Source organism: Paenibacillus sp. FSL M8-0142 (genome assembly GCF_038597315.1).
GTDB classification, from domain to species: domain Bacteria; phylum Bacillota; class Bacilli; order Paenibacillales; family Paenibacillaceae; genus Paenibacillus_AQ; species Paenibacillus_AQ lactis.
The window spans coordinates 1613831-1635362 of the sequence record NZ_CP152008.1 but is presented as its reverse complement, the minus strand read 5'-3'; the positions used below and the strand labels follow the sequence as shown (position 1 = coordinate 1635362).

20 protein-coding genes are annotated in these 21532 nt (G+C 48.8%); 10 read left to right on the top strand and 10 right to left on the bottom strand.

The genetic code is table 11. The features are described from left to right. Positions 1-85 precede the first annotated feature (85 nt). Entirely contained in the window at positions 86-877 is a 792-nt protein-coding gene (locus NSQ46_RS07825) for a metalloregulator ArsR/SmtB family transcription factor (protein WP_213613609.1), read from the bottom strand. A 196-nt stretch (positions 878-1073) separates the two neighbouring features. Between NSQ46_RS07825 and NSQ46_RS07820 the strand changes: the two genes are divergently transcribed. The 4 genes from NSQ46_RS07820 (at position 1074) to NSQ46_RS07805 (ending at position 3804) form a co-directional block, all read left to right on the top strand. Beyond that, positions 1074-1742, top strand: coding sequence for an NADPH-dependent FMN reductase (locus NSQ46_RS07820; RefSeq protein WP_342576596.1), 669 nt, complete (start codon positions 1074-1076; stop codon positions 1740-1742). A 59-nt stretch (positions 1743-1801) separates the two neighbouring features. Then, positions 1802-2977, top strand: coding sequence for an SGNH/GDSL hydrolase family protein (locus NSQ46_RS07815; RefSeq protein WP_007127446.1), 1176 nt, complete (start codon positions 1802-1804; stop codon positions 2975-2977). A 15-nt stretch (positions 2978-2992) separates the two neighbouring features. Then, positions 2993-3337, top strand: a complete 345-nt coding sequence (locus NSQ46_RS07810) for an ester cyclase (RefSeq protein ID WP_007127445.1) — start codon at positions 2993-2995, stop codon at positions 3335-3337. A gap of 65 nt (positions 3338-3402) precedes the next feature. Beyond that, complete coding sequence (locus NSQ46_RS07805) at positions 3403-3804, top strand: ester cyclase (RefSeq protein ID WP_007127444.1); 402 nt, start codon at positions 3403-3405, stop codon at positions 3802-3804. A 160-nt stretch (positions 3805-3964) separates the two neighbouring features. Here the strand turns inward: NSQ46_RS07805 and NSQ46_RS07800 are convergent, their stop codons facing one another. Beyond that, a complete protein-coding gene (locus tag NSQ46_RS07800) occupies positions 3965-4576 on the bottom strand; it encodes a TetR/AcrR family transcriptional regulator (protein ID WP_007127443.1) in 612 nt (203 codons plus the stop codon). A gap of 353 nt (positions 4577-4929) precedes the next feature. Between NSQ46_RS07800 and NSQ46_RS07795 the strand changes: the two genes are divergently transcribed. Next, complete coding sequence (locus NSQ46_RS07795; protein WP_007127442.1) at positions 4930-5562, top strand: nitroreductase family protein; 633 nt, start codon at positions 4930-4932, stop codon at positions 5560-5562. A gap of 3 nt (positions 5563-5565) precedes the next feature. Continuing rightward, on the top strand, positions 5566-6030 hold the full coding sequence (locus NSQ46_RS07790) for a VOC family protein (protein ID WP_007127441.1): 465 nt from the start codon (positions 5566-5568) through the stop codon (positions 6028-6030). A gap of 180 nt (positions 6031-6210) precedes the next feature. Here NSQ46_RS07790 and sigZ read toward each other — a convergent pair whose 3' ends face one another. Further along, the gene (gene sigZ, locus NSQ46_RS07785) at positions 6211-6891 is read right to left on the bottom strand and encodes an RNA polymerase sigma factor SigZ (RefSeq protein WP_213613613.1); all 681 of its coding nucleotides are present in this window, start codon (positions 6889-6891) and stop codon (positions 6211-6213) included. A gap of 155 nt (positions 6892-7046) precedes the next feature. On the opposite strand from sigZ, the gene NSQ46_RS07780 reads away from it, so the two are divergent. Then, positions 7047-8066, top strand: coding sequence for an aldo/keto reductase (locus NSQ46_RS07780; RefSeq protein WP_007127439.1), 1020 nt, complete (start codon positions 7047-7049; stop codon positions 8064-8066). A gap of 315 nt (positions 8067-8381) precedes the next feature. On the opposite strand, the gene NSQ46_RS07775 is transcribed toward NSQ46_RS07780, so the two are convergent. Further along, positions 8382-8846, bottom strand: coding sequence for a VOC family protein (locus NSQ46_RS07775; RefSeq protein WP_007127438.1), 465 nt, complete (start codon positions 8844-8846; stop codon positions 8382-8384). 103 nt (positions 8847-8949) lie between these two features. Here NSQ46_RS07775 and NSQ46_RS07770 point away from each other — a divergent pair, with 103 nt between their 5' ends. Further along, entirely contained in the window at positions 8950-9861 is a 912-nt protein-coding gene (locus NSQ46_RS07770; protein ID WP_007127437.1) for a YafY family protein, read from the top strand. A 117-nt stretch (positions 9862-9978) separates the two neighbouring features. Next, positions 9979-10392: a DUF2500 domain-containing protein gene (locus NSQ46_RS07765; protein WP_342576595.1), complete on the top strand. Its 414-nt coding sequence runs from the start codon at positions 9979-9981 to the stop codon at positions 10390-10392. Between the two features lie 205 nt (positions 10393-10597). Here the strand turns inward: NSQ46_RS07765 and NSQ46_RS07760 are convergent, their stop codons facing one another. The 6 genes from NSQ46_RS07760 to NSQ46_RS07735 form a co-directional block, all read right to left on the bottom strand. After that, entirely contained in the window at positions 10598-12301 is a 1704-nt protein-coding gene (locus NSQ46_RS07760) for an ABC transporter substrate-binding protein (protein ID WP_213613617.1), read from the bottom strand. 83 nt (positions 12302-12384) lie between these two features. Further along, positions 12385-13323: a carbohydrate ABC transporter permease gene (locus NSQ46_RS07755; RefSeq protein WP_213613619.1), complete on the bottom strand. Its 939-nt coding sequence runs from the start codon at positions 13321-13323 to the stop codon at positions 12385-12387. 10 nt (positions 13324-13333) lie between these two features. Beyond that, positions 13334-14299 carry a sugar ABC transporter permease gene (locus NSQ46_RS07750; protein WP_007127433.1) on the bottom strand — a complete coding sequence of 322 codons (966 nt, stop codon included), beginning with the start codon at positions 14297-14299 and terminating at the stop codon, positions 13334-13336. 85 nt (positions 14300-14384) lie between these two features. Further along, positions 14385-15935 (bottom strand): response regulator transcription factor, encoded by a 1551-nt coding sequence (locus tag NSQ46_RS07745; RefSeq protein WP_213613621.1) that lies wholly within the window; start codon positions 15933-15935, stop codon positions 14385-14387. Next, entirely contained in the window at positions 15932-17713 is a 1782-nt protein-coding gene (locus tag NSQ46_RS07740) for a sensor histidine kinase (RefSeq protein ID WP_213613624.1), read from the bottom strand. Before NSQ46_RS07740 ends, NSQ46_RS07745 begins: the two co-directional genes overlap by 4 nt. A gap of 105 nt (positions 17714-17818) precedes the next feature. After that, positions 17819-20002: an alpha-galactosidase gene (locus NSQ46_RS07735; protein WP_213613626.1), complete on the bottom strand. Its 2184-nt coding sequence runs from the start codon at positions 20000-20002 to the stop codon at positions 17819-17821. Between the two features lie 234 nt (positions 20003-20236). Between NSQ46_RS07735 and NSQ46_RS07730 the strand changes: the two genes are divergently transcribed. Then, a complete protein-coding gene (locus NSQ46_RS07730; RefSeq protein WP_213613628.1) occupies positions 20237-21064 on the top strand; it encodes an AraC family transcriptional regulator in 828 nt (275 codons plus the stop codon). The last annotated feature ends 468 nt before the right edge of the window (positions 21065-21532 follow it).

The window sequence follows — 21532 nt, the reverse complement described above, 5'->3', positions numbered from 1 at the left end:
CTGTGATGTGATTGAAGTCCCTGGCGGCATCGCTGCAAGAGACGGGTCCTCCAGAATTATCAGCCAGGAGGCTGGGACCCCGATTTTATCGATCTTCGGCAGAACCGGAATGGTTCTCTTGAACGAGCATCTCCCCGGTTTCAAGCAAAGTTTTCAAGCCTGAAAGCACAACAGGCAATCCGTTCTCCAGAATTTTTGCAGTGCTTACCGCTTGTTCGAATTGATCATGCACAACCGTGACAAGGGTTACGCCCTGAAGCTCCGCATGCGCACCGATCTCCCAAGTAATTTGCGATGCGGAGTCGTTCTCCGTACCGGGAAATGAAATAAAACGCCAGCTCATCACGAGCTTATGAGGAGGGTCTATCTCCAGGATGACCCCTTCCGCTTTCTTCTCTTCGCCGTTCCATAACTCAAATGAAGATTCAACTTCCCACGTAGATCGAATGGCGCAATTGAACCAAAATTTCGATGTTTTGACAGGGTCCGTAAGAGCTTGCCACACCTGCTCAGGCTTTGCCTTAATCGCTATCCGGTGGATATGTTGTGGTTTGTTTTCCAAAATTAATTCACGCTCCAATTCATTTTGAAGAGATGACAATCCGATTGCCCAAGGTTCGGTGAACTTGCTGACCCATCGTTCGTAGATTTGACGTATGGGGACCGCATTCAAATAGTGCAGCTTTTCCCGCCCTGCTTTTCTTGTGGTAATGAGTCCAGCTTCTTCTAGAATATTAAGATGCTTCATGACGCCGAACCTGGACATATCGAGCGGAATGCAAAGATCGTTCAGCGTCTGTCCGTCCGATGCATGAAGCAGATCCAACAGCTTACGGCGGCTGGGATCCGCAAGCGCTTTGAATATGTTATTTTCCAATTGCTACACCTCCTTCTGACGTTATGAAAAAAAAATGGCTTAAATCCACTTGACACGTTACTATTCAGTCACGTATGATGAAGACATCACAAGTGACTTTATAGTCACATATTATCACAAACGGATTTGTTTGTCAGCCGGCGGCATGCAAATCCACTGACCCGAAGTCGACCATATTAGAAAGGTGATGTTCAACATGAAAGTAACCATGATCGCAGGAAGCAACCGTCATAACGCAACAAGCACGCTCCTTCTCCGTTACATAGAAAGCCTAATGGAGGCTCAGCATGTTTCGGTCACATTTATCGATTTGTCGGAGCTGCAGCTGCCGCTTTTTTCACCGGACAACTGGGATTTTCATCCGAACGTACAGCATATGCTGAAGGCCCTCGCAGAAGGGGACGGTTTGATCCTTGCCACCCCGGAATACCACGGCTCCATATCGGGCGCACTCAAGAACGCTTTAGATTATGTAAACGTTAATCAAGTCGCTGGCAAATCGGTGCTTGCCATAAGCTCGGCTGGCGGCCCGCTCGGAGTCAGCTCGCTTACACATCTGCAAGCGATTGTGCGAAATTTGCACGGGATTAATTGTCCCGAGTGGATCTCCATCGGGTATGGATCCAATACCTTCGGATCAGACGGCGCTCCGCTGGATGATGGCTTGAGAGACAGGGTTCTCAGCTCAGTCGACCGATTCTTACAGCTGACCAAGCAGCTTACCGCAACAGTCACGATAGCGGCAGCATCGGCGGCAACGACTGCGGCAGCAACAGCTCCATCAGCAGCAGCTGCAGCAGAACCATCAACGATTACAATGGCTGCAACGACACCCGCATCACCCACAGCCGCAGCAGCAAACTAATTTTTTTTCGATAATATGTTACCTAACGGTAACATTTAGTGAAGGAGGTCAACCTGGCAATGAATGAACAGCAGCATGCTGAGGACCAATGGATCGGCTCTTGGTTCGCGAGTCCAACGTATGAGGATCGAACGGTTGCGGAAGAACGGTTCGAGGATCAAACCTTACGAATGATTGTACATCCGCATGCATTCGGTTCCAAGCTCCGGTTAAAGTTTTCCAATCTCTACGGTTCCGAGCCTGTGCACTTCGGTAAAGTTGCCGCAGCTTTATCCGAAGAGGATGGTCTTATCGTTCCCGGTACCTGTCGGCATGTGACCTTACATGGCCATACAACCATCACCATTCCTGCCGGAGAAGAAATTTATACCGATCCTATCGATCTTCAGCTTCATGAAAATACCGATGTTGCAATCAGCATCTATATTCCGGCATCGACTAGGACCTCAACTTGGCATTTTTCCCCTCCTAGCATCACCTATGTTGCTGAGGGAAACCGAACGGACGACAGCGACACGGGACATTTTCGGAATAAGATACATTCTTATTATTGGCTATCCGGACTAGAGGTATTGACCTATGGTGATCCGTTTCGTGTCATTGTTGCTCTTGGAGACTCCATTACGGAAGGAAGCACTTCTACCCCAGGCACGAACCGGAGATGGCCGGACTTTTTCCAAGAACGGCTCGATCGGGAACAAATTGCGCTTCCCGTCTCTGTTCTCAATGCAGGGATCGTCGGGAATCAAATTTTGACAAACGGCCCGGATGCCGGAATGCCCCTTGGCGGAGAGTGCATACTTTCCCGCCTGGAACGCGATGTGTTCTCTCATTCCGGTGTTACGGATGTTATTTTTCTCGCAGGCATTAACGATATTGGGATCGGAAATGCAAGCGCCAACGAGATCATTGCCGGAATGAAGGAAACGGCAGCCAGAGTGCATGAGAAGGGACTTCGCATCTTTGCCGGTACGCTCCCGCCATTTGGGAATGCCCCTTATTACACAAATGAAAAAGAAATCATCCGGCAAGAAGTGAACCGCTGGATCCTCGCCAACGAAGGATTTGACGGCATTATAGACTTTAACGAGGGGCTGGCTGATCCGCAGCATCCCGAACAACTGCTGCCCGCCTATGATTTCGGCGATCATCTTCATCCGAACGATAAGGGATTCCGAGCATTAGCCGATTGCATCCCCTTGTCCCTCTTCGGGATCAATCCAAACCATATCTAAAAAGGAGATGTTTGTATGAGCACGATGGAACAAAAGAAGGTAGAGACGATAACCGCTTTTATCGAGGACGTTGCAAATCGGCATGTTTTGGAGAAGACGGATCAATTCTTTGTCCCGCAAATGATTGAGGCGTTCACGGATCGGCGCTTCACTGTGGATGAGATCCTGGTTCAAGGAGAGAAGGTCATCGCAAGAATGTTCATGACAGCGGTGCATGCTGGCCATTTTGCAGGAAACCCTCCTACAGGCAAAACGGTAAAGGCGACTCAATTTCGCGAATTTCGGGTAATCGACGGAAAAATCATCGAACACCACGGCTGGTTCGATACGGCAACACTTTTGCCTCAAATAAAGGCTTAACTTCGGCAGGTTCGAACGACTGTCTTCGTTGCGGCAATCTAATTAAGAAAAGGAGATGTTTGGGAATGAAAACGATAGAACAGAGCAATGTGGAATTGGTTGGCGACTTTATCGAGGCATTCTGGAATCGAAGTGAACTGAATTGCGTGGATCGGTTTCTGTCCGACGACTATCAGGAGCTCGCTTACGAATCCAAGGAAGGTCTGAAAACATTTGCTGCCACGATCCTGGAGGCATTTCCCGATAAACGCTACACGGTGGAACAAATCATTGGTCAAGGGGATAAGGTACTCGTCAGAATGACGGTAAAAGGCACGCACCAAGGCATATTCTTTGGAACTGCGCCTACGGGCAACTCGATTGATGTCACGCTGTACCGTCAATATCGTGTCGAGAGCGGCAAGATCACCGAGCATCGCGGCTGGATCGATATGGTGACCATGTGGCACCAGATTCGAGGGAACTGACCCGAACGATTAGTGGCCATGTGGCTCCGGATTCGCGGGAACTGACCCGGATTTAGCTGCTTCGTTCAGATTATTTGTTCTCCTATCTCGCTCGCACAACAAAACAACCGGTCCGGTCCTGGATCGGTTGTTTGCATGTCTCGAATAGGAGTGACTCCCGTCACTCATTCATAAAGTCATCCTTACCAAAAATCCGCGCACTGATCTTCGTAAGAAATTTTGACCACTTTTCTTGAAATTGCGGGTCAGTAGGCTCGCTTCCAGTCACCATCTTGGTAACATCCCCAAAAATAAGCGGGTACGTAGTCAATGCGCTAATAGCCAAAGTCAAAAGCTCCGGGTCCAAGTCCTCCGGCACAAGACCGGCTTCTTGTTTTGATTTCATATCATCAACGTACGATTGAAGGGCTTCCGTTCTTCTTTTTTTCCTCGAATTCTGCTGCGGCTGTTCTTCAAGTGCTTCCCAAACCGTGAACTTTAAGAAATCCATTCTTGTTTGACAATTCACTTGGAAACGATGCTCCGCAGTATGTACAGGATCTGACGGAAATTGGGTAGTCCACTCCGGCAATTCGACTGTCATTTGATCGAGAACCGCCACTAGCAATTCTTCTTTCCCTTTAAAATAATGATAAATCAATTGCTTCTTCACATCAGCGTTTACCGCGATGGCCTCTATCCTCGCGCCTGTATAACCCTTCTCGAAAAACTCTTTTCTTGCTGCTTCAAGAATCCTCTTTCGGGTACGTTCGGCGTTACGTATCTCCCCCATTATTCAGCACCTCCGCTACAAGCCTATTCATCCTAATGGTAAGTTTTAATTTCCCGAAAGTCAAATTCAATTGAAAATTTAGTCAGTTATACTTGACAACTGTAAAGTTATAACTTACCATGTGGTCAATAGCGCTGAGCTTCCACTTTATGCTAAATGGCTTTTATGAATTCACTTCAAAGAGTCAGCTCGCCTAAGCCTAAGCAGGCGATGTCGCAGCGTCTTCATCATATCGAGAAAGGAGGTTGCTGATCTCACTTACGCAAGCATATGAGCTGCTCAGGAATTTGGTAAGTCAATTGTAAAAGAAGCTAATGAACCGTTTTTCATTCTATTAGAAGAGGTGTTTTGTCATGGCGACAGTAGTTGAAACCAGCGTCATTAAAGTTATGAAAGAGCGCAGCAGCGTACGAAAGTATCAAAGTGGGGTCGGTATTCCACAAAGTACGCTGCATCAGATTCTAGAAGCAGCCGCAACCGCTCCATCGGCTTGGAACCTTCAGCATTGGAAATTCGTCACCATTCAGAATCAAGAAAACAAAGAGCGTTTACTGCCTATCGCCTATCATCAACAACAAGTTGCTGACGCGTCTGCGGTAGTCATTGTACTCGGTGACACGAAAGCGAATGAAAATGCTGAGAACGTGTATGGAGAATCGGTTCGTGCAGGCTTCATGACAGAGGAAGTTAAAAACTCAATCGTCAACGATATAGACAATCATTACAAAAATGCCGGGCATGCTGGGATACATGATGCCATTCGAAACGCCTCTTTTGCAGCGATGCAGCTTATGTTAGCCGCAAAAGCCCATGGAATTGATTCAGGGCCAATGGGAGGATATGATGCAGAAGCTCTAAGAAAAGAATTAAACATTCCCGACCGCTATATTCCGGTATTGATGTTGACTTTAGGCTATGCTGAACAGCCGGCGTATCCAACGAACCGTTTCCCTGTCGATCAAGTTGTTATCCGCGAACGGTTTTGATAGATGGATCAGAGCATTCTAGGAACGAACGTCATCACCCAAATCGGATTGCTTGTCAATGACATTGAAGCAACGAGTCAGGTATACGCAGACTTCTTCGGCGTTGATAATCCGGGCTGGTTCTGGTCGGATCGTTTCGCAATCGAAAAAACGGAGTTCCGAGGCATTCCTACTGAGGCACGCGCAAAGCTGTCTTTCTTCGACATGGGTTCGCTTCAGCTGGAGCTGATCGAGCCGGATCATCATCCAAGCACATGGCGAGAAAGCTTGGACCGAAACGGGGAAGGCTTTCACCATATCGCATTTATTGTGGAAGGCATGAAGGAGAAAATCAGCATTTTGCAGAATAATCAAATACCTATCTTGCAGCATGGGGAAAATGCCCAGGGAGATTACGCGTATGCCTACATGGATACGTTTCCTCAATTGAAGCTGTTGATCGAGCTGCTTGAACAGGATAAAAAGTAGTCACAATCGGATTGGGTTCATATTGAAAAGTTAATCCGATCTAAAAGAGACCCTTAAAGCTAAAAGCTTCAGGGTCTCTTCGCAATTACTGACATATATCATTGGAAGCATAAGTCGATACAACGTTCCATCTCCATCGCCGTATCTTATCGAGGTCTCGATGGTGGTTTCCCTTCTTCATCATCGTTCTATTGAGGACGCCGTCTTTCGTCTCACCGGTTTCTTAGCGACCCGTCCATAGACAATCGGTTTGGACAAATTCACTCGGTAATCAATGATGTTGCCGTACTTGTCGGTCCGTATCGTACAGCAGCTATTCATCAAATCCCGCACCATTTCCCTGCCCCGTTGTACCCTCGATTTTGCACCTGAATAAGAAATGCCGAGCCGCTCGCTCAGCTCCTTCTGCGACAGCCCCTTCAGTTCGGAGAGCTCGACCGCCTCCCGATACTTATCCGGCAGGTAGGGAATGACGCCCTTCATCCCGCAAATCGCCTCCTGCAAGGTATCTTCGTCTTCCTCTTCCATCACGATTGGGATCTGCTCCGGCAGCTCATCCAGCCGTTTCTCCTTGCGGAAATGATCCGCTACCGTATTCCGGGCAATCTGGTACAGCCAGGCTCGCAGCCGATTCGGATCCTGCAGCTCCGGCAGGTGCCGGTAAGCCTTCATAAATACCGTCTGAACCATATCTTCTGTATCGGGGTGACGATTCGTTCTTCTTGCGACAAAAGCAGCAATCGGCTTATAGTATTGATCCCACAGCATTTCCGGCGTAATTCCCGCCTGACTCAAGCCTGCCGCTGGCTGTTCGGATTTCCCTGTTTCCTTTTTCGTCTTCCGCACCGGTAATTTTTCCATTACATTTCTTTCCTGCATTCTATCTTCCCCTCCCCTGAATTTTGAGTTTCTGGCGTCTATTCGCATTTATTTTTTAAAAAATTTCCGTATTTTTGCGTCTTTCTTTGAGCATCCCCGTCTTCATCAATATAAAACAAAATTTGGAGGGATAAAAGATGAAATACAATTTGCTGGGAAATACAGGGGTGCTGGTGTCGGAGATCGGACTGGGGGCAATGTCGTTTGGCGGCGGCGGCCAGTGGGGCGTTTTTGGCGGCCTGGGTGATCAGGACGCTGCAAGACTCGTCGGGCAGGCGCTAGAAGCGGGTGTCAATTTCTTTGATACCTCCAACATTTACGCCGGCGGTCGTTCAGAGGAAATTCTCGGTAAAGCGCTTGGGTCGAAACGGCAAGACGTTATTCTCGCTACGAAGGTGAGAGGACGCACGGGAAGCGGGCCTAACGACCTGGGCTTGTCCAGGCTGCACATCATGCGTCAGGTGGAAGAGAGCCTGAAACGGCTCGGAACCGATTATATCGACCTGTACCAGATCCATAATCCGGACCAGCTGACCGATTGGGAAGAGACGCTGCGCGCGCTGGACGACCTGGTCCGCAGCGGCAAGGTCCGCTACATCGGCTCCTCCAATATGACCGGCTGGGAGCTGATGAAAGCCCGCGGCATTTCCAGAGAACTCGGTCTGCACGCGTTCAAAAGCAGTCAGTCGTATTATTCGCTGGCCGGACGCGAGATTGAAAGAGAGATCATTCCCGTCCTGAAGGATCAGAATATGGGGCTGCTCGTATGGAGCCCGCTGGCCGGCGGATTCCTATCGGGCAAATACGCCCGCGGCCGCAACGGAAATGCGGATGACCGGCACACCAAGTTTGCTTTTCCGCCAGTGGATGTAGACAAATCCTATCACATCATCGATGTGCTGGAAGACATCGCGAAGGATCGCGAGTCCACAGTGGCTCGCATCGCCCTCGCCTGGCTGCTGAACCAGCCTGCGGTAACCAGCGTCATCATCGGTGCCAAGCGGCCGGATCAGCTGCAGGATAACCTGGAGGCGAGCGGCATCGTGCTGACAGCTGACGAGCTCGCCCGGCTCGACGAAGTGAGCAGGCTCCCGGTGGAATACCCAGCGTGGCCGTTCATGGAAGAGGATGATTCGATCATCCGCAAGCATCCCTGAAACCTAAATCAGCCGATTTCATGCATTTTTCTTCGGGCTGTGATTAGCCGTACCATTTGATTATTACATTATAGCCCGGCGCTTTTATTACCAGGCAAAAGAAGCCATGACCTCCGATTTATCGAGTCCTGGCTTCTTTGAATTGAACTAACATTTTATTCTCTGGAGTAAGGCTATCGAACAAGCCCTCTGAGGACTTCGCTGTCTCCCTAGAATTTTCGCATGAAAAAAAGCTCACTTCATTTCCTCGAAATCGTGCCTCCATCGGTATATAAAAAAATGGCCTTCAGTTTCAAGGCCATTTGTAAGAATAAGCTATTGTCTGTTGGATATTACGTTATCAAGAAACAGCTCCGCGTCACGATTAAATTTCCAGTTGACTCCAAATTTATCAACCAGCATTCCAAAGCACGAAGACCAAGGTGTATTGGATAACGGCATGATCACATAACCACCCTCAGATAAACTAGAAAAGTAGCTTTCCAGCTTCTGCTTATCATCGATGACTAGACTAATCAGAATATTGTTTCCTTTCACCAGCTCACCTGTCACACTCTTCATCGAAGGCAAAATGTCCGACATCATGATCTTCCCGCCTGCGAATTCGATCGAAGCTTCCATGATCATATCCAGCTCATTTTCGGGCAATGGATAGTTTGGATCTTGCGGAATATCTCCAAATTTAACTTTCTTCACTTCAATCGCGTTGAAAGCTTTTGCATAAAAATCAATCGCTTGTGCTGCATTTCCATCAAAGTTTAAATAGGCAATAGCTGACATAAAGCAATACCTCCTTCTAGTGATACATGAAGTATAATGTATAAAAGGTGACAGCATTCTGTCACCGTTCTTAGATTAAATATAAAAGCAATGAGGGACGAATATGGACAAAATTGAGAGGCTCATTTCGATCATCATGATATTGCTAAAAAAAGAAATCGTTTCAGCAAACGAATTCGCGCAATTATTTCATGTATCCAAAAGAACGATTCTTCGCGACATGGAAACACTGAGTCTATCCAACATCCCGATCTATGCGGTCAATGGAGTTCATGGCGGCTACGGCATTTTGGACGAATTCAAGGTCGATAAACGTCTCTTAAGCAGCTCCGATTTAGAGAATATATTAACCGCGCTCGGCGGATTGGAAAAAATTCTCGTTAGCGAAGAAGTTGAAATGACGATTAAAAAAATAGAAGCCATGGTCAGTCCATGGTCTCTGAATCATTCAGTCCGATTGTCATTTTACGATTGGGAGGGCCGGAAGGAGATGCTTGAAATCTTGAGGACCTGCCAGGAAGCCATATTAAAGAGAAGATTAGTTTCGTTTGATTATATAGATAAGAATGGCACTGTGACGAAAAGAACGGTCGAGCCCTATCAGCTCCATTTTAGCGAAACGAGTTGGTACCTGAAAGGATTCTGTCTGCAACGTATGGGATATAGAGCTTTTAAATTATCCCGGATCGATCATCTTCACATGAATGGACCAACGTTCAGTCCTAGAGACGATATGCTGGAGCAAGAGCAGGAAGCAAATTATCAACCCGAATTAGTCGCAGTCAAGGCGTTGATTTCGCCTGGCATAAAAGATCAATTCATTGAAAGATACGGCCGAAAGAGTATTGAACCCTATAGTTCTGAACTTTTGTTGGTCACCATCCATGTCCCTCAAAACAGCATTGGTTTTCAATTTTTAGCAGGTTTCGGCACAAATCTAGAAATCGTAGAGCCCCAATCATATGTTGAAGAATTTCGAAAATACTTACTAGAAATGGTGGATAAATACTCCTGAAGTCGTTGCGTACAGATCGCCGCCCAAGGCCATCATGTTTCCAAATTTTGAAACATTTCAATCCATTTTACCGTACATATATACAATGAAAAATAACGACAGAGAGGAGTGCCGTCGATGATGCCGCAAGGACCGTCTTTTGGCGGAGGCTTTGATTTTATGTTTACGCTGGTCCCCATTCTGTTTGGAATTGTATTCGTGATTGTGATTGTGGGCTTCATCTCCAATGGCGCCCGTTATGTTAAGAACGCCAAATCGCCCCGCAAGTCAGAGTATGCCCGGGTTGTCTCCAAACGCATTGACGTCCGTCACCATACGAATCATCACAGTGGAGATAACGGCATGATGCATTCCAGCAATTCATCACGAACGTATTATTACATCACCCTCGAATTTGATAATGGAGACCGGAAAGAATTCCTTGATGTCAAAAATCTGTATGGCCTCGTTGTGGAGGGAGACACCGGCTATGCCGCCATTCAGGGCGATTGGATCGTCGCATTTGAACGGGATGTGCAGCCGCAGTCGTAACTAGACACTATACAGCATACGCAAAAATGGATAACAGCACGAACTCATCAAATTGCACGGTAAGTCCCTTAAGGAAATAACAGCCTTAGTCCCCGATGAGTCAGGGCTAAGGCTGTTGTTGGATGGGCTTGAAAAATTAACACAGACGCTTTACGAAACGCATTAAGTCAATGCAATAATTGATCGTGCTTGAATTTATCACCTGTTACTGAGTAGACCAGAGCTCGACCCGATTTTTGATATGCTTGGTATAAGCCTCTTCCATTTCTTTAACTCCGGCCTTCTCCAGCTCTGCCATATAGGCATCCCAAATCTTGTCGAAGTCTTCCGGCTTGGACATCACGGCCTCGGGGATTCGTTTCCATGTTATATCCTTCATTTTGGCAGCCAGGATTACAGCAGGATCATCGTTTGGCAGCGACATCGTGTATGCTGCTCCATATGCTCTCGGTTGAAATTCGTCTTCTTTAGGGAACAGGTCCTTCCAATGCTCGGCCTTATAAGCCTTCAGCGTTTCCTTTTCCGCTTCATTATAATTCGCGGTCAGCAGCTCCGGATAGTTCCGCGTGAAGTAGTTGCCGGTAGAATCCTTGATGCCGTCGCCGTAATGGACCATCAAGTTCCAGTATAGTCCGAGACCGGACTCTTTTTGGAACGCCGCGGCATCATTGATCGCCCGCTCCTGTACCTCCGGAATTAGCGTCCGCTTCCCGTTTTCCATCGTGTAATGCTTGCCTTCGATACCCCAGTTATTCAGAATTTGTCCTTCCTCCGATGCCAAAAAGTCGAGGAACTTAATGGCACGTACCGGATCCTTGCATGTGCTGGAGATTGAGATTCCGTACCCTCCGTCAAAGCCGGCAGACCAGAAGCTCGTGTCCTTGTACTCCTTGCTCATCGTGACCGGATAATGACCGTAGGTCTGGTCGAATTTGCCCGCTGCCTTCAGCGCGTTTTCCCCGTCTCCATATTCCCATTCCGGTGCGGCAAGACCAAGAACCCGGCCCGAAGCCACTTTCGCCTTAAACTGATCGGTCTTCTGCACGAAGCTTTCCGGATCCAGCAGTCCAATGGCGTTCATATGATTCAACCAGCGGAAGAACTCCTTTTCTTCCGGACGGCGGAAATGGTACGTCGCTTGGTGCGTTTTCTGATCAATGTAATATTCCCCGTCATCCGGTCCTCCGGTCGTCTTGAATCCCAAATTGGTCACTTGGTACATATGCCAATCGTCGGCGTTCAAGGACAAGCCGATATTTTTGTTGCCGTTTTCGTCTGTCGGATGCTTGGCAATATAATCCTGTATCGCTTTTTCAAAGTCCTTTACTGTGCGAATTTCCGGATACCCGGCTTCCTTGACGACACGGTGCTGAAGCTCAAACCCTCCGTCGGCTTTAATTTTCACCTCATCGACGGCCGACCAGGTCGGGATCGCGTAGATCGCTTGGTCGTCCAAACTGTACTTCGTGCGAACAAGCTTGTCTCCAAGCATTTTCTTGATGTTCGGTGCATGCTTGTCGATCAAATCCGTCAGATCGATGATCGCTCCGGCGTCGACAAGCTTGCCGACATCAGCCTTGGCTGCGATCAAATCGGGATAATTGCCGGTTGCTGCAATGAGCGAAATCTTTTGAACCGGATCGCCGACAGCAAACTCCGCGTCCAAGGTCACGCCGGTTTTTTCCGTGATTACCTTGCCGACTTCGTCGTTCATGTTATTCCAGTTGGTGCTGGAGTCCTCCGAAAAATAAGTAAATGTAATGGGCTTCAGATCATTGCTATTCGCCCCGGATGAATCGTTATCTGAATGAGCTGCAGACGAGCCATCACTTCCGCCGCATGCTGCAAGCGTTGCAACTAAAGTCAGCGCCAGTAAAGACGCCGCCACCCTTTTTAATTTCGGTCTCATGAAGCTTAACCCCCAATGAATAATAAGTATCGACAATAAAGTAAAAGACGGGCGATAGGTCTGGACATACCGGTATCTTCGTTTTAACTCTTCACGGCTCCGAGCGTCATACCCTTCACAAAATATTTTTGCAGGAAAGGATAGACGACCAGGATCGGCACCGTAACGATGATCGTGATTGCCATTTTAACAGATTCCGGCGAAACCTGCGCCATGCGCTGGGCCATATTGGCAGCATCCTGGGAATTGGTTGCACTGGTTGTTGTGCTTTGCAAAATTTTCATCAGCTCATATTGCAGCGTTGTCAACGATTCGTTAGACCCGTTGAACAGATAGGTATCGAACCAAGAGTTCCATTGCCCTACCGCCAAGAAGAGCGCTACAGTCGCTAACGCCGGTTTGCAAAGAGGCAGGATGACGCGCCAGTAAATCGTAAAATCGTTGGCACCGTCCAGTTTGGCCGATTCTTGCAGCGCATAAGGCAGACCGTCAATGAAGGAACGGATAACGAAAACGTTAAACGCGCTTACGAGGCCCGGCAAAATGTAAACGGCAAACGTATTGATGAGATGCAGATCCTTCATCAGGATAAATCCCGGAATCAGTCCGCCCGAAACATACATGGTTATAGCCAGAAAGGTTGAAATAAATTTTCTTGCTTGGAATTCCCTGCGCGCAAGCGTGTAAGCCAGCATGGAACCGCTAATCAAGCCCGCTAAGGTGCCAATGACCGTCCGCAGTACGGAAATTTTAAATCCGGTAATCAAGCCGCTGAAAGAAAAAATCATTTCGTAATTTCGCAACGTGAATTGCCTTGGCCAGATCGTAATCCCCCCTCTGACGGTGTCCACCGAATCGTTAAAGGAGATCGCCAGCACGTTTAAAAACGGATAAATCGTCAGAACGGTAACCACGATCATGGATAGATAAACGAACACTTCCAGCATTCGGTCCAGCGGTGATTTTGACTTCAGCTTGCTTTTCATTCGACCGGCCGATGCAGTACTCTTGACAGTCCCCATGTCTTCCTCCTTACATAATGCTTTCGTTGGTAAAGCGCTTAAATATTCCATTAGCCGCAAACAACAGGATCAGGCTTATGACCGAATTGAAGATATTGATCGCCGTCCCGAACGAGTAGCGTCCCATGGCCAATCCATAATTAAGCGCATACAAGTCAAGCACTTCGGAGTAATCGATGACCAGGTGATTGCCTAACAGAAACTGTTTCTCGAAGCCTGTACCGAGCAAATGGCCAATGGACATGATCAGGAGCACGATGATTGTCGGCCGAATCCCCGGCAGCGTGATATGCCACATTTGCCGCAGCCGGCTTGCGCCGTCGACCCGTGCCGCTTCGTACAACTCAGGGCCGATTCCGGAAATAGCCGCCAAGTAGATGATGGCGTTCCATCCGGTTTCCTTCCAAATGTCCGCTCCCGTTACAATCCCCCAGAACCATTGCCCCTGTGCCATAAACTGAATCGGCTGATCGATAATGTTGAGACTCATGAGCAGGCTGTTCACGACGCCGCCGTCCGTCGAGAGCATTTTGGTCACGATGCCCGCAGCTACAACCCACGAAACAAAATGCGGCAGATAAGACACGGTCTGCACAAAACGTTTCATAACCTGTGAACGAACCTCATTGAGCATCAGGGCAAAGGCGACCGGGATGATGAAGCCCGCGATCAGTCCCATAAAGCTCATGGCCAGCGTATTTCGGAGCACCTGGTAGAAATGGTCATCCTGGAACAACGTGCGGAAGTGCTCGAATCCGACCCATTTCTGTTCGAAAAAACTTGCGCCGGGTCTATATTTTTGGAAGGCCATTGTCCAGCCCCATAGAGGCAGGTACTGAAAGACAAAGACCCAAAGAACGAACGGGATGGACATGAAGTAAAGATACTTCTGGTTTTTGAACACCTTCCATGCAGTCCTCTTGGATTGCTCTGTCTTCTTGTATCCGTTTTCTGTTTTTAATGTTATCGCTTTCATGTTTCCCCCCCTCTCCTAGACTTCATCATAAGTCATAGGAGAGAAGCGGCCCATACCACGGATTTCGGTAAAAATCATCCACAAATTATGGATTTTTAAATTCAGAGGGTGAACGGCCCTCGTATTTTTTGAATTTGCTGTGGAAGTAATTGACGCTTGTGTACCCGACGAGTTCGGCGACCTCATAAACCTTCTTTCCCTGTTCCAGCAGCTCCTTGGCTTTTTGGATCCGGACCCTGTCCAGGTAGGTGTTGAAGTACTCACCAGTCTTATTTTTAAAGAGCTGTCCCAAATATGCCGTGCTGTAGTTCAGCATCCCGGCCAATGTTTCCAGTTTCAGGTTATCGGCATAATGCCTATGAATGATGTTGATCATGATCTTTAATTCTTTTTCCTTCCCTTCCGGTTCAGCGTCCTCCGCTAATCCGAGCAGAAAACGGCAGGTCTCGTCGATCAGCTCGTCCAGAAACTCGAATTCGAATATCCCTTTCAAAAATCGCGAAACCTCCTCTGTCCCCTTCATTTCCTTTCGGGAGCCCGCAGTCAGCTTATGAATGACGGCGTTGGATAGAAAGAAGAACGATTCTTTGACAAAGCTTTCATCCGGCTCCTGCGTAAGGAAAAATGCAGCCGCCTCGTCCAACAATGGACGAATCATGGTCTGGTTGCCTGCATCCAAGCTGTAATACAAGCGGAAGACGAGCTCCTCCATCGTCTCTTCGACGTTATGGTTCGACGGCCGAGTGGATTCCGGTACAGAATGAAGCGAAGGATTGGGCCCCAGCAGACGTCCCTTCTCGCAGAAAAAGGCTTGCTTGATCAATTCCTGCGCTTTTAAAAATGAGCGGTTAATCTCTTCGGGCACCGATACCGTTCCCCCGGTTGCAGCGACGAATCGGTAGTCGCCCGAAGCGTTCGCGATCTCCCGGTATAATTCCTCACGGCGCTGTTTGCTGCGCAGCGGCTCTCGCAGGAGCAGGATGACGTACGGGGGACTAACGGTAACCACCCCCATATCTCTGCCTTCAATGATCGGCTTCAGCGCATGATCAAGCCTCTGCAGCGCATCGGGGCGCTCGACTTCGGAAACCCGCGGAAAAACCGCAACGGTCTCGTAGCTGCACCACAGCAGCCCGGCCTCTTTTGCCATGCTCTTCATAGCGGCGGGGTCTGTGAATTTATCCTGCGGAGCGAAAAGATCGTGCAAAAACCAGTTCCGGTTCACAGCCTTCATCTGGTGCTGCCCCTGTTTCAGGCGGTCCTCTTTGATACGCTCGCTTACCCGCTTTAGCGTATTCTTCATTTCACTGATATCCACAGGTTTAAGGAGATACCCGGAAACCCCGTATTTAATCGCTTGTTTGGCATATTCGAAGTCGGCATACCCGCTGAGGATGATAAATTGCATTTGATGACCGGTCGATGTAAGGGACTGGATCAATTGCAATCCATCCATAAGCGGCATGCGGATATCGACGACGGCAATGTCTGGAGGCTCTTGATGAATCATCTCCAACGCTTCTATTCCATTGGATGCCGTGGCCGTAACGGTTAGTCCCAGGCTTTCCCACGGTATCAAGGTTTGAAGGCCTTGACGAAGCTTCGGTTCATCGTCCACGATCATGACCTTCATCATTCGGAACCACCCCCAGGAATAAAAAATGTGACACAAGTTCCGACTCCAGGTTCGCTTTCGATATGCAGAGCACTGGCCGCCCCGTACAGCAAGATAAGCCGGTCATTGACGTTTCGCAGCCCGATCCGCTGCTCCTCCTCATCCAGAACGGATGAAGCAAGCTCTTCCCGAATAAGCGCGAGACGATCGGCAGAAAGGCCAGCGCCGTTATCACTCACGTTGACTTGAATTCCTCTCGGAATTTCTTTTACTTCTACGTTAATGATGACTCCTTCCGCGCGGTTATCCAAGCCATGAACGACGGCGTTCTCCACCAAAGGCTGAATCATGAATGGCGGGACCATCATCTCCTCCAGGCCCGGGTCCACCGTCAATTGATACCTTAAACGGTCTTCATACCTGAATTTTTGAATATCCAGATAACAGCGCACCCGCTCAAGCTCTTTGCTAAGCGAAATCTTCCCGTTGCCGGTCTCTAGACTGCTGCGCAGGAGCGTGCTCAGCAGCCACACCGCCTCCGCGATATCGTCTTGCTTGCGAATATGGGCCTCCATCCGGATCGACTCCAGCGAGTTGAACAGAAAATGGGGGTTAATCTGGCTGGTCAGCATCTTGAACTTAATCTCGTTCTGCCTCTGCTCCACCAGGCTTTTCTGGTGATTCGTTTCCTGGACTTCATGGACCAAATCGTTCACGTCTCTGACCAGCGCATTAAATTGCCTGGACAGCATGCCAATTTCGTCATTTCCATCGATATGCAGAAAGGCTTCCCAGGATCCGGACCGGACTTTGGACATATGCTTGCTCAACCGAAGGAGCCTTCCGGACAATAACGAAGCGGAAGCATAAACAAGCAGGGCGGCAAATAGCAGACTGGCTGTGATCACGGCCGCGCCGAGACGGATCACTTGATCAGCATTACGGGTAATTTCGGCAACAGAGAAAATGGAAATAATGCGAAGTCCGTTCCAGCTATCCTGTGGATGTAAACTGGCGATAACCACCTTGGACGCTTTGCCGTTAACGGACATGTCGTAACTTCCCTCCTGAAGGGATCGTATATTTTCACTGGTGTGCATATCCGATAATTCCTTTCCCGATCCCCCAATTTGATTGGACGCGACGATCCGATGCTGATTATCCACGATAAAGGTAGGAAACGACTCCTGGTCCAGAATGGAATTTAAATGCTGCTTGTCCACATTGATGACCAGAACCCCTTTTCGCCCAGAGGAGTCAAGCGGAAAGGAACGAAACAAGCTTAGATACTCGGCAGCCTTCCGTTCATCCTCGATTAAATTCCAGCCAACCAGCCCTTTCTGCTCGATGGCCGCCTTATACCAGTCCCGGGTTGTGATGCTTTCGTCCGGCTGGATAAATTCCCAATTGTTGAGCGCTCCCTTATTTTCTGCATAGACGCGGATACCCGATATCTCCTTGTACAGCTGGAGGTAGTCTCGAATATCCGTGTACTCCCGGTATGCCTGAATGACTTCGACATAGCTGTCGTACTTTTGGCCGGCTACTCTCTTCATCATGTTGTCATTCATCAGCCGGTTCGAAATATCGAGCGGCACCTTGATCAGCTCTTCCGTACGTTTTCGAACGCGTTCAACATTGCTGGATACTTGCGTAAAGGCGTCTTTAATGACAAGCTCGCGGAGCTTCCCGGTCAGAAACAGGCCGGATAGCAGCAAGGGAAGAACGGCCACCGATATGAACGTAATCGCCAGCTTCTTCTTCATTTTCATGTCATTCATGATTCGGATAAAAAACATGTCTACAACCTCCCGAGTCTGTCTTGCTGCGTGCAAAAGCCCCTTTTCACTTAGAAAGGGGCTTAGCTTCATCGATGATTTCTCAATCGGGCATGGGACTTGATATTACTCCTGGTCAGGCTTCACTGCCTTCAGCCTGAACCACATGCTTTGATAGTCCTTCTGTTCGTATTTAAGGGGCAGGCCAAGCTGCATCAGTCTGTCTCCCCCATAGATCGATTTCTCTCCGCTGATCGAGGACTCCACTTCGTATTCCAGTTCCGGGTCAAGTCCGCCAAGGCGCACGGTCCGCAAAGGCGCGTTCGGCACGGCCATCACTTGAAAAGCGTAAACGAGGGCTTCCTCTTTGTCTTCCGAAACGAACATCCAGGCGGACTCATTTCCTTCAAAAGGACTCTTCAGGCGGTATAAGTCGCCTTGCTGAACCAGACCCCGAATTTGCTTGTAGGTCGCGATTTGGCGTTTGACCGTTTCCTTTTCTTCATCGGTGAAGTTCGTAAGATCCAGCTCATATCCGAAGTTTCCGGACATGGCGACATCTCCTCGAAATTCGAGAGGCGTGATTCGTCCAACCTGATGGTTCGGAACCGCCGACACATGTGCTCCGATTGCGCTTACGGGATACACAAGGCTTGTGCCGTATTGAATCTTCAGTCTTTCGACCGCATCGGTATTATCGCTTGTCCAGGTTTGGGGCATGTAATACAGCATGCCGGGATCGAAACGTCCGCCGCCGCTGGAGCAGCTTTCGAACAAAATATGCGGAAAATCGGCAGTGATGCGCTCGAGCAGCTCGTACAATCCAAGCACATAGCGGTGAGCGGTCTCGGCTTGATGCTCCGGCTGCAGGGCAGCGGAACCGATCTCCGTCAGGCAGCGGTTCATGTCCCATTTTACGTAAGAGACCGGCACGCTGGTGAATATCGCAGACAACGAATCGTAGATGTAATCGCGCACTTCCTGGCGAGTGTAATCCAGCACTAACTGCCATCTGGCTTCGGTCCGCCTCCGGCCAGGAACATGAAGACACCAATCCGGATGCTTACGGTACAGTTCGCTGTCCGGGGAAATCATCTCGGGCTCGAACCAGAGCCCGAATTTCAGGCCGAGCCGATTGACGCGTTCCGCAACATCCGCGAGCCCGCCCGGCAGCTTCCGGCGGTCCTCGTACCAATCGCCCAACGACGAATTGTCGGAATCCCGTTTCCCGAACCAACCGTCATCCAACACAAACAGTTCGATGCCTAGCTTGGCCCCCTCTTCTGCGATCGATACCAACTTGTCCGCATCGAAGTTAAAATAGGTGGCCTCCCAGTTATTGACCAGAATCGGCCGTTCTTCGTCCTGATACTTCCCTCGGCAAAGGCGGGTACGATACAAACGATGGTACGTCCGCGACATCTCTCCAAGTCCATGTCCGGAGTATACCATCACCGCTTCCGGCGTCTGAAAGCTGTCCCCCGGATTCAGCTGCCAGGCGAAGTCAAAAGAGTTCACGCCGATGCTAAACCTCGTTGAGCCGAATGAATCCACCTCCGCTCCAGCTTCAAAGCTGCCGCTATACACAAGGCTGAAGCCGAAAGCCTCCCCGTGATCTTCCGTCGTTTCCTTGCTGACCAACGCGGCGAAAGGGTTGAATTGGTGGCTGCTCATGCCTCTCTTGCTATCGATGCGGGTTTCGCCCTGCACTAGCGGTCTTCTTCTGATAGTTCCTTCCCTCGCCCAGGCTCCGGAAAGATACATGATTTCCATATCGCCTTTGCCGGTCAAATCGACGCTTGCGCTTAGGGCACGGCGAAGCCGCAGCTTCTTGTCCCCCTCGTTGCTGAGCAGCGTTGAACGCACGATCACGTTGCGATCCGCGAAGATGGTATAGAGAAGGACTACTTTAAGTCCCGAGTATGTATCCTTTAAAATCAGCTCGAGTGAATCCGCTTCGGATTCGTCCTCCGTATAAACAGCCGGAAGTCCACTTAAATGCGGCTTTCCCTTCAGGATCCGGTAGCCGTCATACTTGAGCTCGGTAATCCGCGTTCCATCCTCAAGTTCGGCTTGGTAAGCCGGATTACGGAAGTCTCCGCTGCCGTACTGCGGGTATTCTTGCGGCAACCGGTCCAATCCAGCTCCCGCGGGAGTATGAATCAGCAGATCGCTCATCTTCTCCCGCTGCTTCAGTTTGCCTCCCCAATATACATGTACAGGATAACCGTCCACGATCTGAATCAAATAGCTCATGTCGGATGACTGTAAATGAAACAACCCTGTTTGCTCTTGCACCGTTACGCCCATTGGTTACATCCTCTCTTTCTCTTCCATTGAAGCTTCATGCATGATATAGCTGCCTTGACCACCTGCTTATGACATATCCTGAATCAAAAAAACATGGTTTAAGGATTGATCAGGTTATTGCAGAAATGCGACAGACCCATAAAAATGATATAGCACAACAGATATTTCGTACATGGCACGGTGCTCGCTAGTTATGTTATTATGATAGGTATTATATCATGAGGGGTTTTGATTGTGATTGAGTATTTGCCGAGAAGTAAACAGCACACCGAACTGCATCTCACTCAATTTGGCATAGAGGATTGTATCTCTGGTCATTATTTTGGGCCCGCTATAAGAACTCACTATTTGCTCCATTATATTTTCAATGGGGAAGGAATCTTCGAGGTAGGGGGAAGCAGGTATCGCCTCCGGAAAGGGCAGGGCTTCCTGATTTGCCCCAATGTCGTAACCTATTATCAGGCCGATGAAGTGAACCCTTGGTCATATGGGTGGTTCGGATTTGACGGCACGCTGGCCGAATCGCTCCTTAAGCAAGCAGGGCTAACCCCTTCATCTCCGATCCTCTATTATGATAGAGACGATAGGATCTATCAGTATTTGCAGTGGATGGCTCAATCGAGTGAAAGCCATAAAGCCCGCGAAACCAGACTAACGGGGCTGCTCTATCTGATGTTATCGTTGTTGGTGGAATCCGGACCCGAAACGCCCCCGATTCAGAAGGATAGCCGGGCGGAAATTTACGTTGAGCAGGTGAAGGATTTTATCGAAATGAACTTTTCCCAAAAAATCACCATCGAGGACATTGCACATTTTATCGGGCTGAATCGAAGCTATTTATGCTCATTATTCAAGCGACAAATGAACGTAAGCATTCAGGATTATTTGATTCGCTACAGGATCGATATGGCATGCAAAATGATGGGAAACGCTGAGCTGTCGATCGGCGATATCGCTCGTTCTGTCGGCTATAGCGACCCTCTGCTGTTTTCCAAAATGTTTAAAAAGATCATGGGTACCTCCCCTAAACATTATCGGAGCCTGACCGTGGATAGAGGATGACAAGCCTCGAGCGTTTTCATGGAAAATCTATTAAGCTGCGGATGGGATGAAGAAGGTTTTGGTGAAAAAATTCGGACATCACCTATTCACATTGGTAATGTACTTAGAATTCATCCTATAAAAACAAAAAAGCCCTTGGAAACCCAAGGACTTTTAAAAGTATGGAGCCTAGGGGGATCGAACCCCTGACCTCATCGCTGCCAGTGTGGTATGCACTGTTTCCTGCAATGAACCGAAGTGTCCGAAAGCCTGCTGTAGTGCGGGTTTTCGGAGTTCGGTCTGTCTTCTTGTTTCCTCGGATTTCCGTCCAGAATCCAGAGTTAGTGAGCAAATACGTGATCACAAATGCTTATAATAAAATGTACGACTTTACGGGATGTGGAAGCGAGATACGTTGAATCGAGGTTGGTTATGGTTCAAATGATGCGATGTACTACGGGTCCTGAGTCCATTATAGCTTAGCTAGAG

Bases quoted from the DNA above. Each gene is read 5' to 3' on its own strand.
- NSQ46_RS07775 (WP_007127438.1), bottom strand. From the start codon at position 8,846: ATGTCAGCTATTGCCTATTTAAACTTTGATGGAAATGCAGCACAAGCG.
- NSQ46_RS07790 (WP_007127441.1), top strand. From the start codon at position 5,566: ATGGATCAGAGCATTCTAGGAACGAACGTCATCACCCAAATCGGATTG.
- NSQ46_RS07820 (WP_342576596.1), top strand. From the start codon at position 1,074: ATGAAAGTAACCATGATCGCAGGAAGCAACCGTCATAACGCAACAAGC.
- NSQ46_RS07750 (WP_007127433.1), bottom strand. From the start codon at position 14,299: ATGAAAGCGATAACATTAAAAACAGAAAACGGATACAAGAAGACAGAG.
- NSQ46_RS07770 (WP_007127437.1), top strand. From the start codon at position 8,950: ATGGACAAAATTGAGAGGCTCATTTCGATCATCATGATATTGCTAAAA.
- NSQ46_RS07755 (WP_213613619.1), bottom strand. From the start codon at position 13,323: ATGGGGACTGTCAAGAGTACTGCATCGGCCGGTCGAATGAAAAGCAAG.
- NSQ46_RS07780 (WP_007127439.1), top strand. From the start codon at position 7,047: ATGAAATACAATTTGCTGGGAAATACAGGGGTGCTGGTGTCGGAGATC.
- NSQ46_RS07810 (WP_007127445.1), top strand. From the start codon at position 2,993: ATGAGCACGATGGAACAAAAGAAGGTAGAGACGATAACCGCTTTTATC.
- sigZ (WP_213613613.1), bottom strand. From the start codon at position 6,891: ATGGAAAAATTACCGGTGCGGAAGACGAAAAAGGAAACAGGGAAATCC.
- NSQ46_RS07805 (WP_007127444.1), top strand. From the start codon at position 3,403: ATGAAAACGATAGAACAGAGCAATGTGGAATTGGTTGGCGACTTTATC.
- NSQ46_RS07795 (WP_007127442.1), top strand. From the start codon at position 4,930: ATGGCGACAGTAGTTGAAACCAGCGTCATTAAAGTTATGAAAGAGCGC.
- NSQ46_RS07745 (WP_213613621.1), bottom strand. From the start codon at position 15,935: ATGATGAAGGTCATGATCGTGGACGATGAACCGAAGCTTCGTCAAGGC.
- NSQ46_RS07815 (WP_007127446.1), top strand. From the start codon at position 1,802: ATGAATGAACAGCAGCATGCTGAGGACCAATGGATCGGCTCTTGGTTC.
- NSQ46_RS07735 (WP_213613626.1), bottom strand. From the start codon at position 20,002: ATGGGCGTAACGGTGCAAGAGCAAACAGGGTTGTTTCATTTACAGTCA.
- NSQ46_RS07800 (WP_007127443.1), bottom strand. From the start codon at position 4,576: ATGGGGGAGATACGTAACGCCGAACGTACCCGAAAGAGGATTCTTGAA.
- NSQ46_RS07760 (WP_213613617.1), bottom strand. From the start codon at position 12,301: ATGAGACCGAAATTAAAAAGGGTGGCGGCGTCTTTACTGGCGCTGACT.
- NSQ46_RS07765 (WP_342576595.1), top strand. From the start codon at position 9,979: ATGATGCCGCAAGGACCGTCTTTTGGCGGAGGCTTTGATTTTATGTTT.
- NSQ46_RS07740 (WP_213613624.1), bottom strand. From the start codon at position 17,713: ATGTTTTTTATCCGAATCATGAATGACATGAAAATGAAGAAGAAGCTG.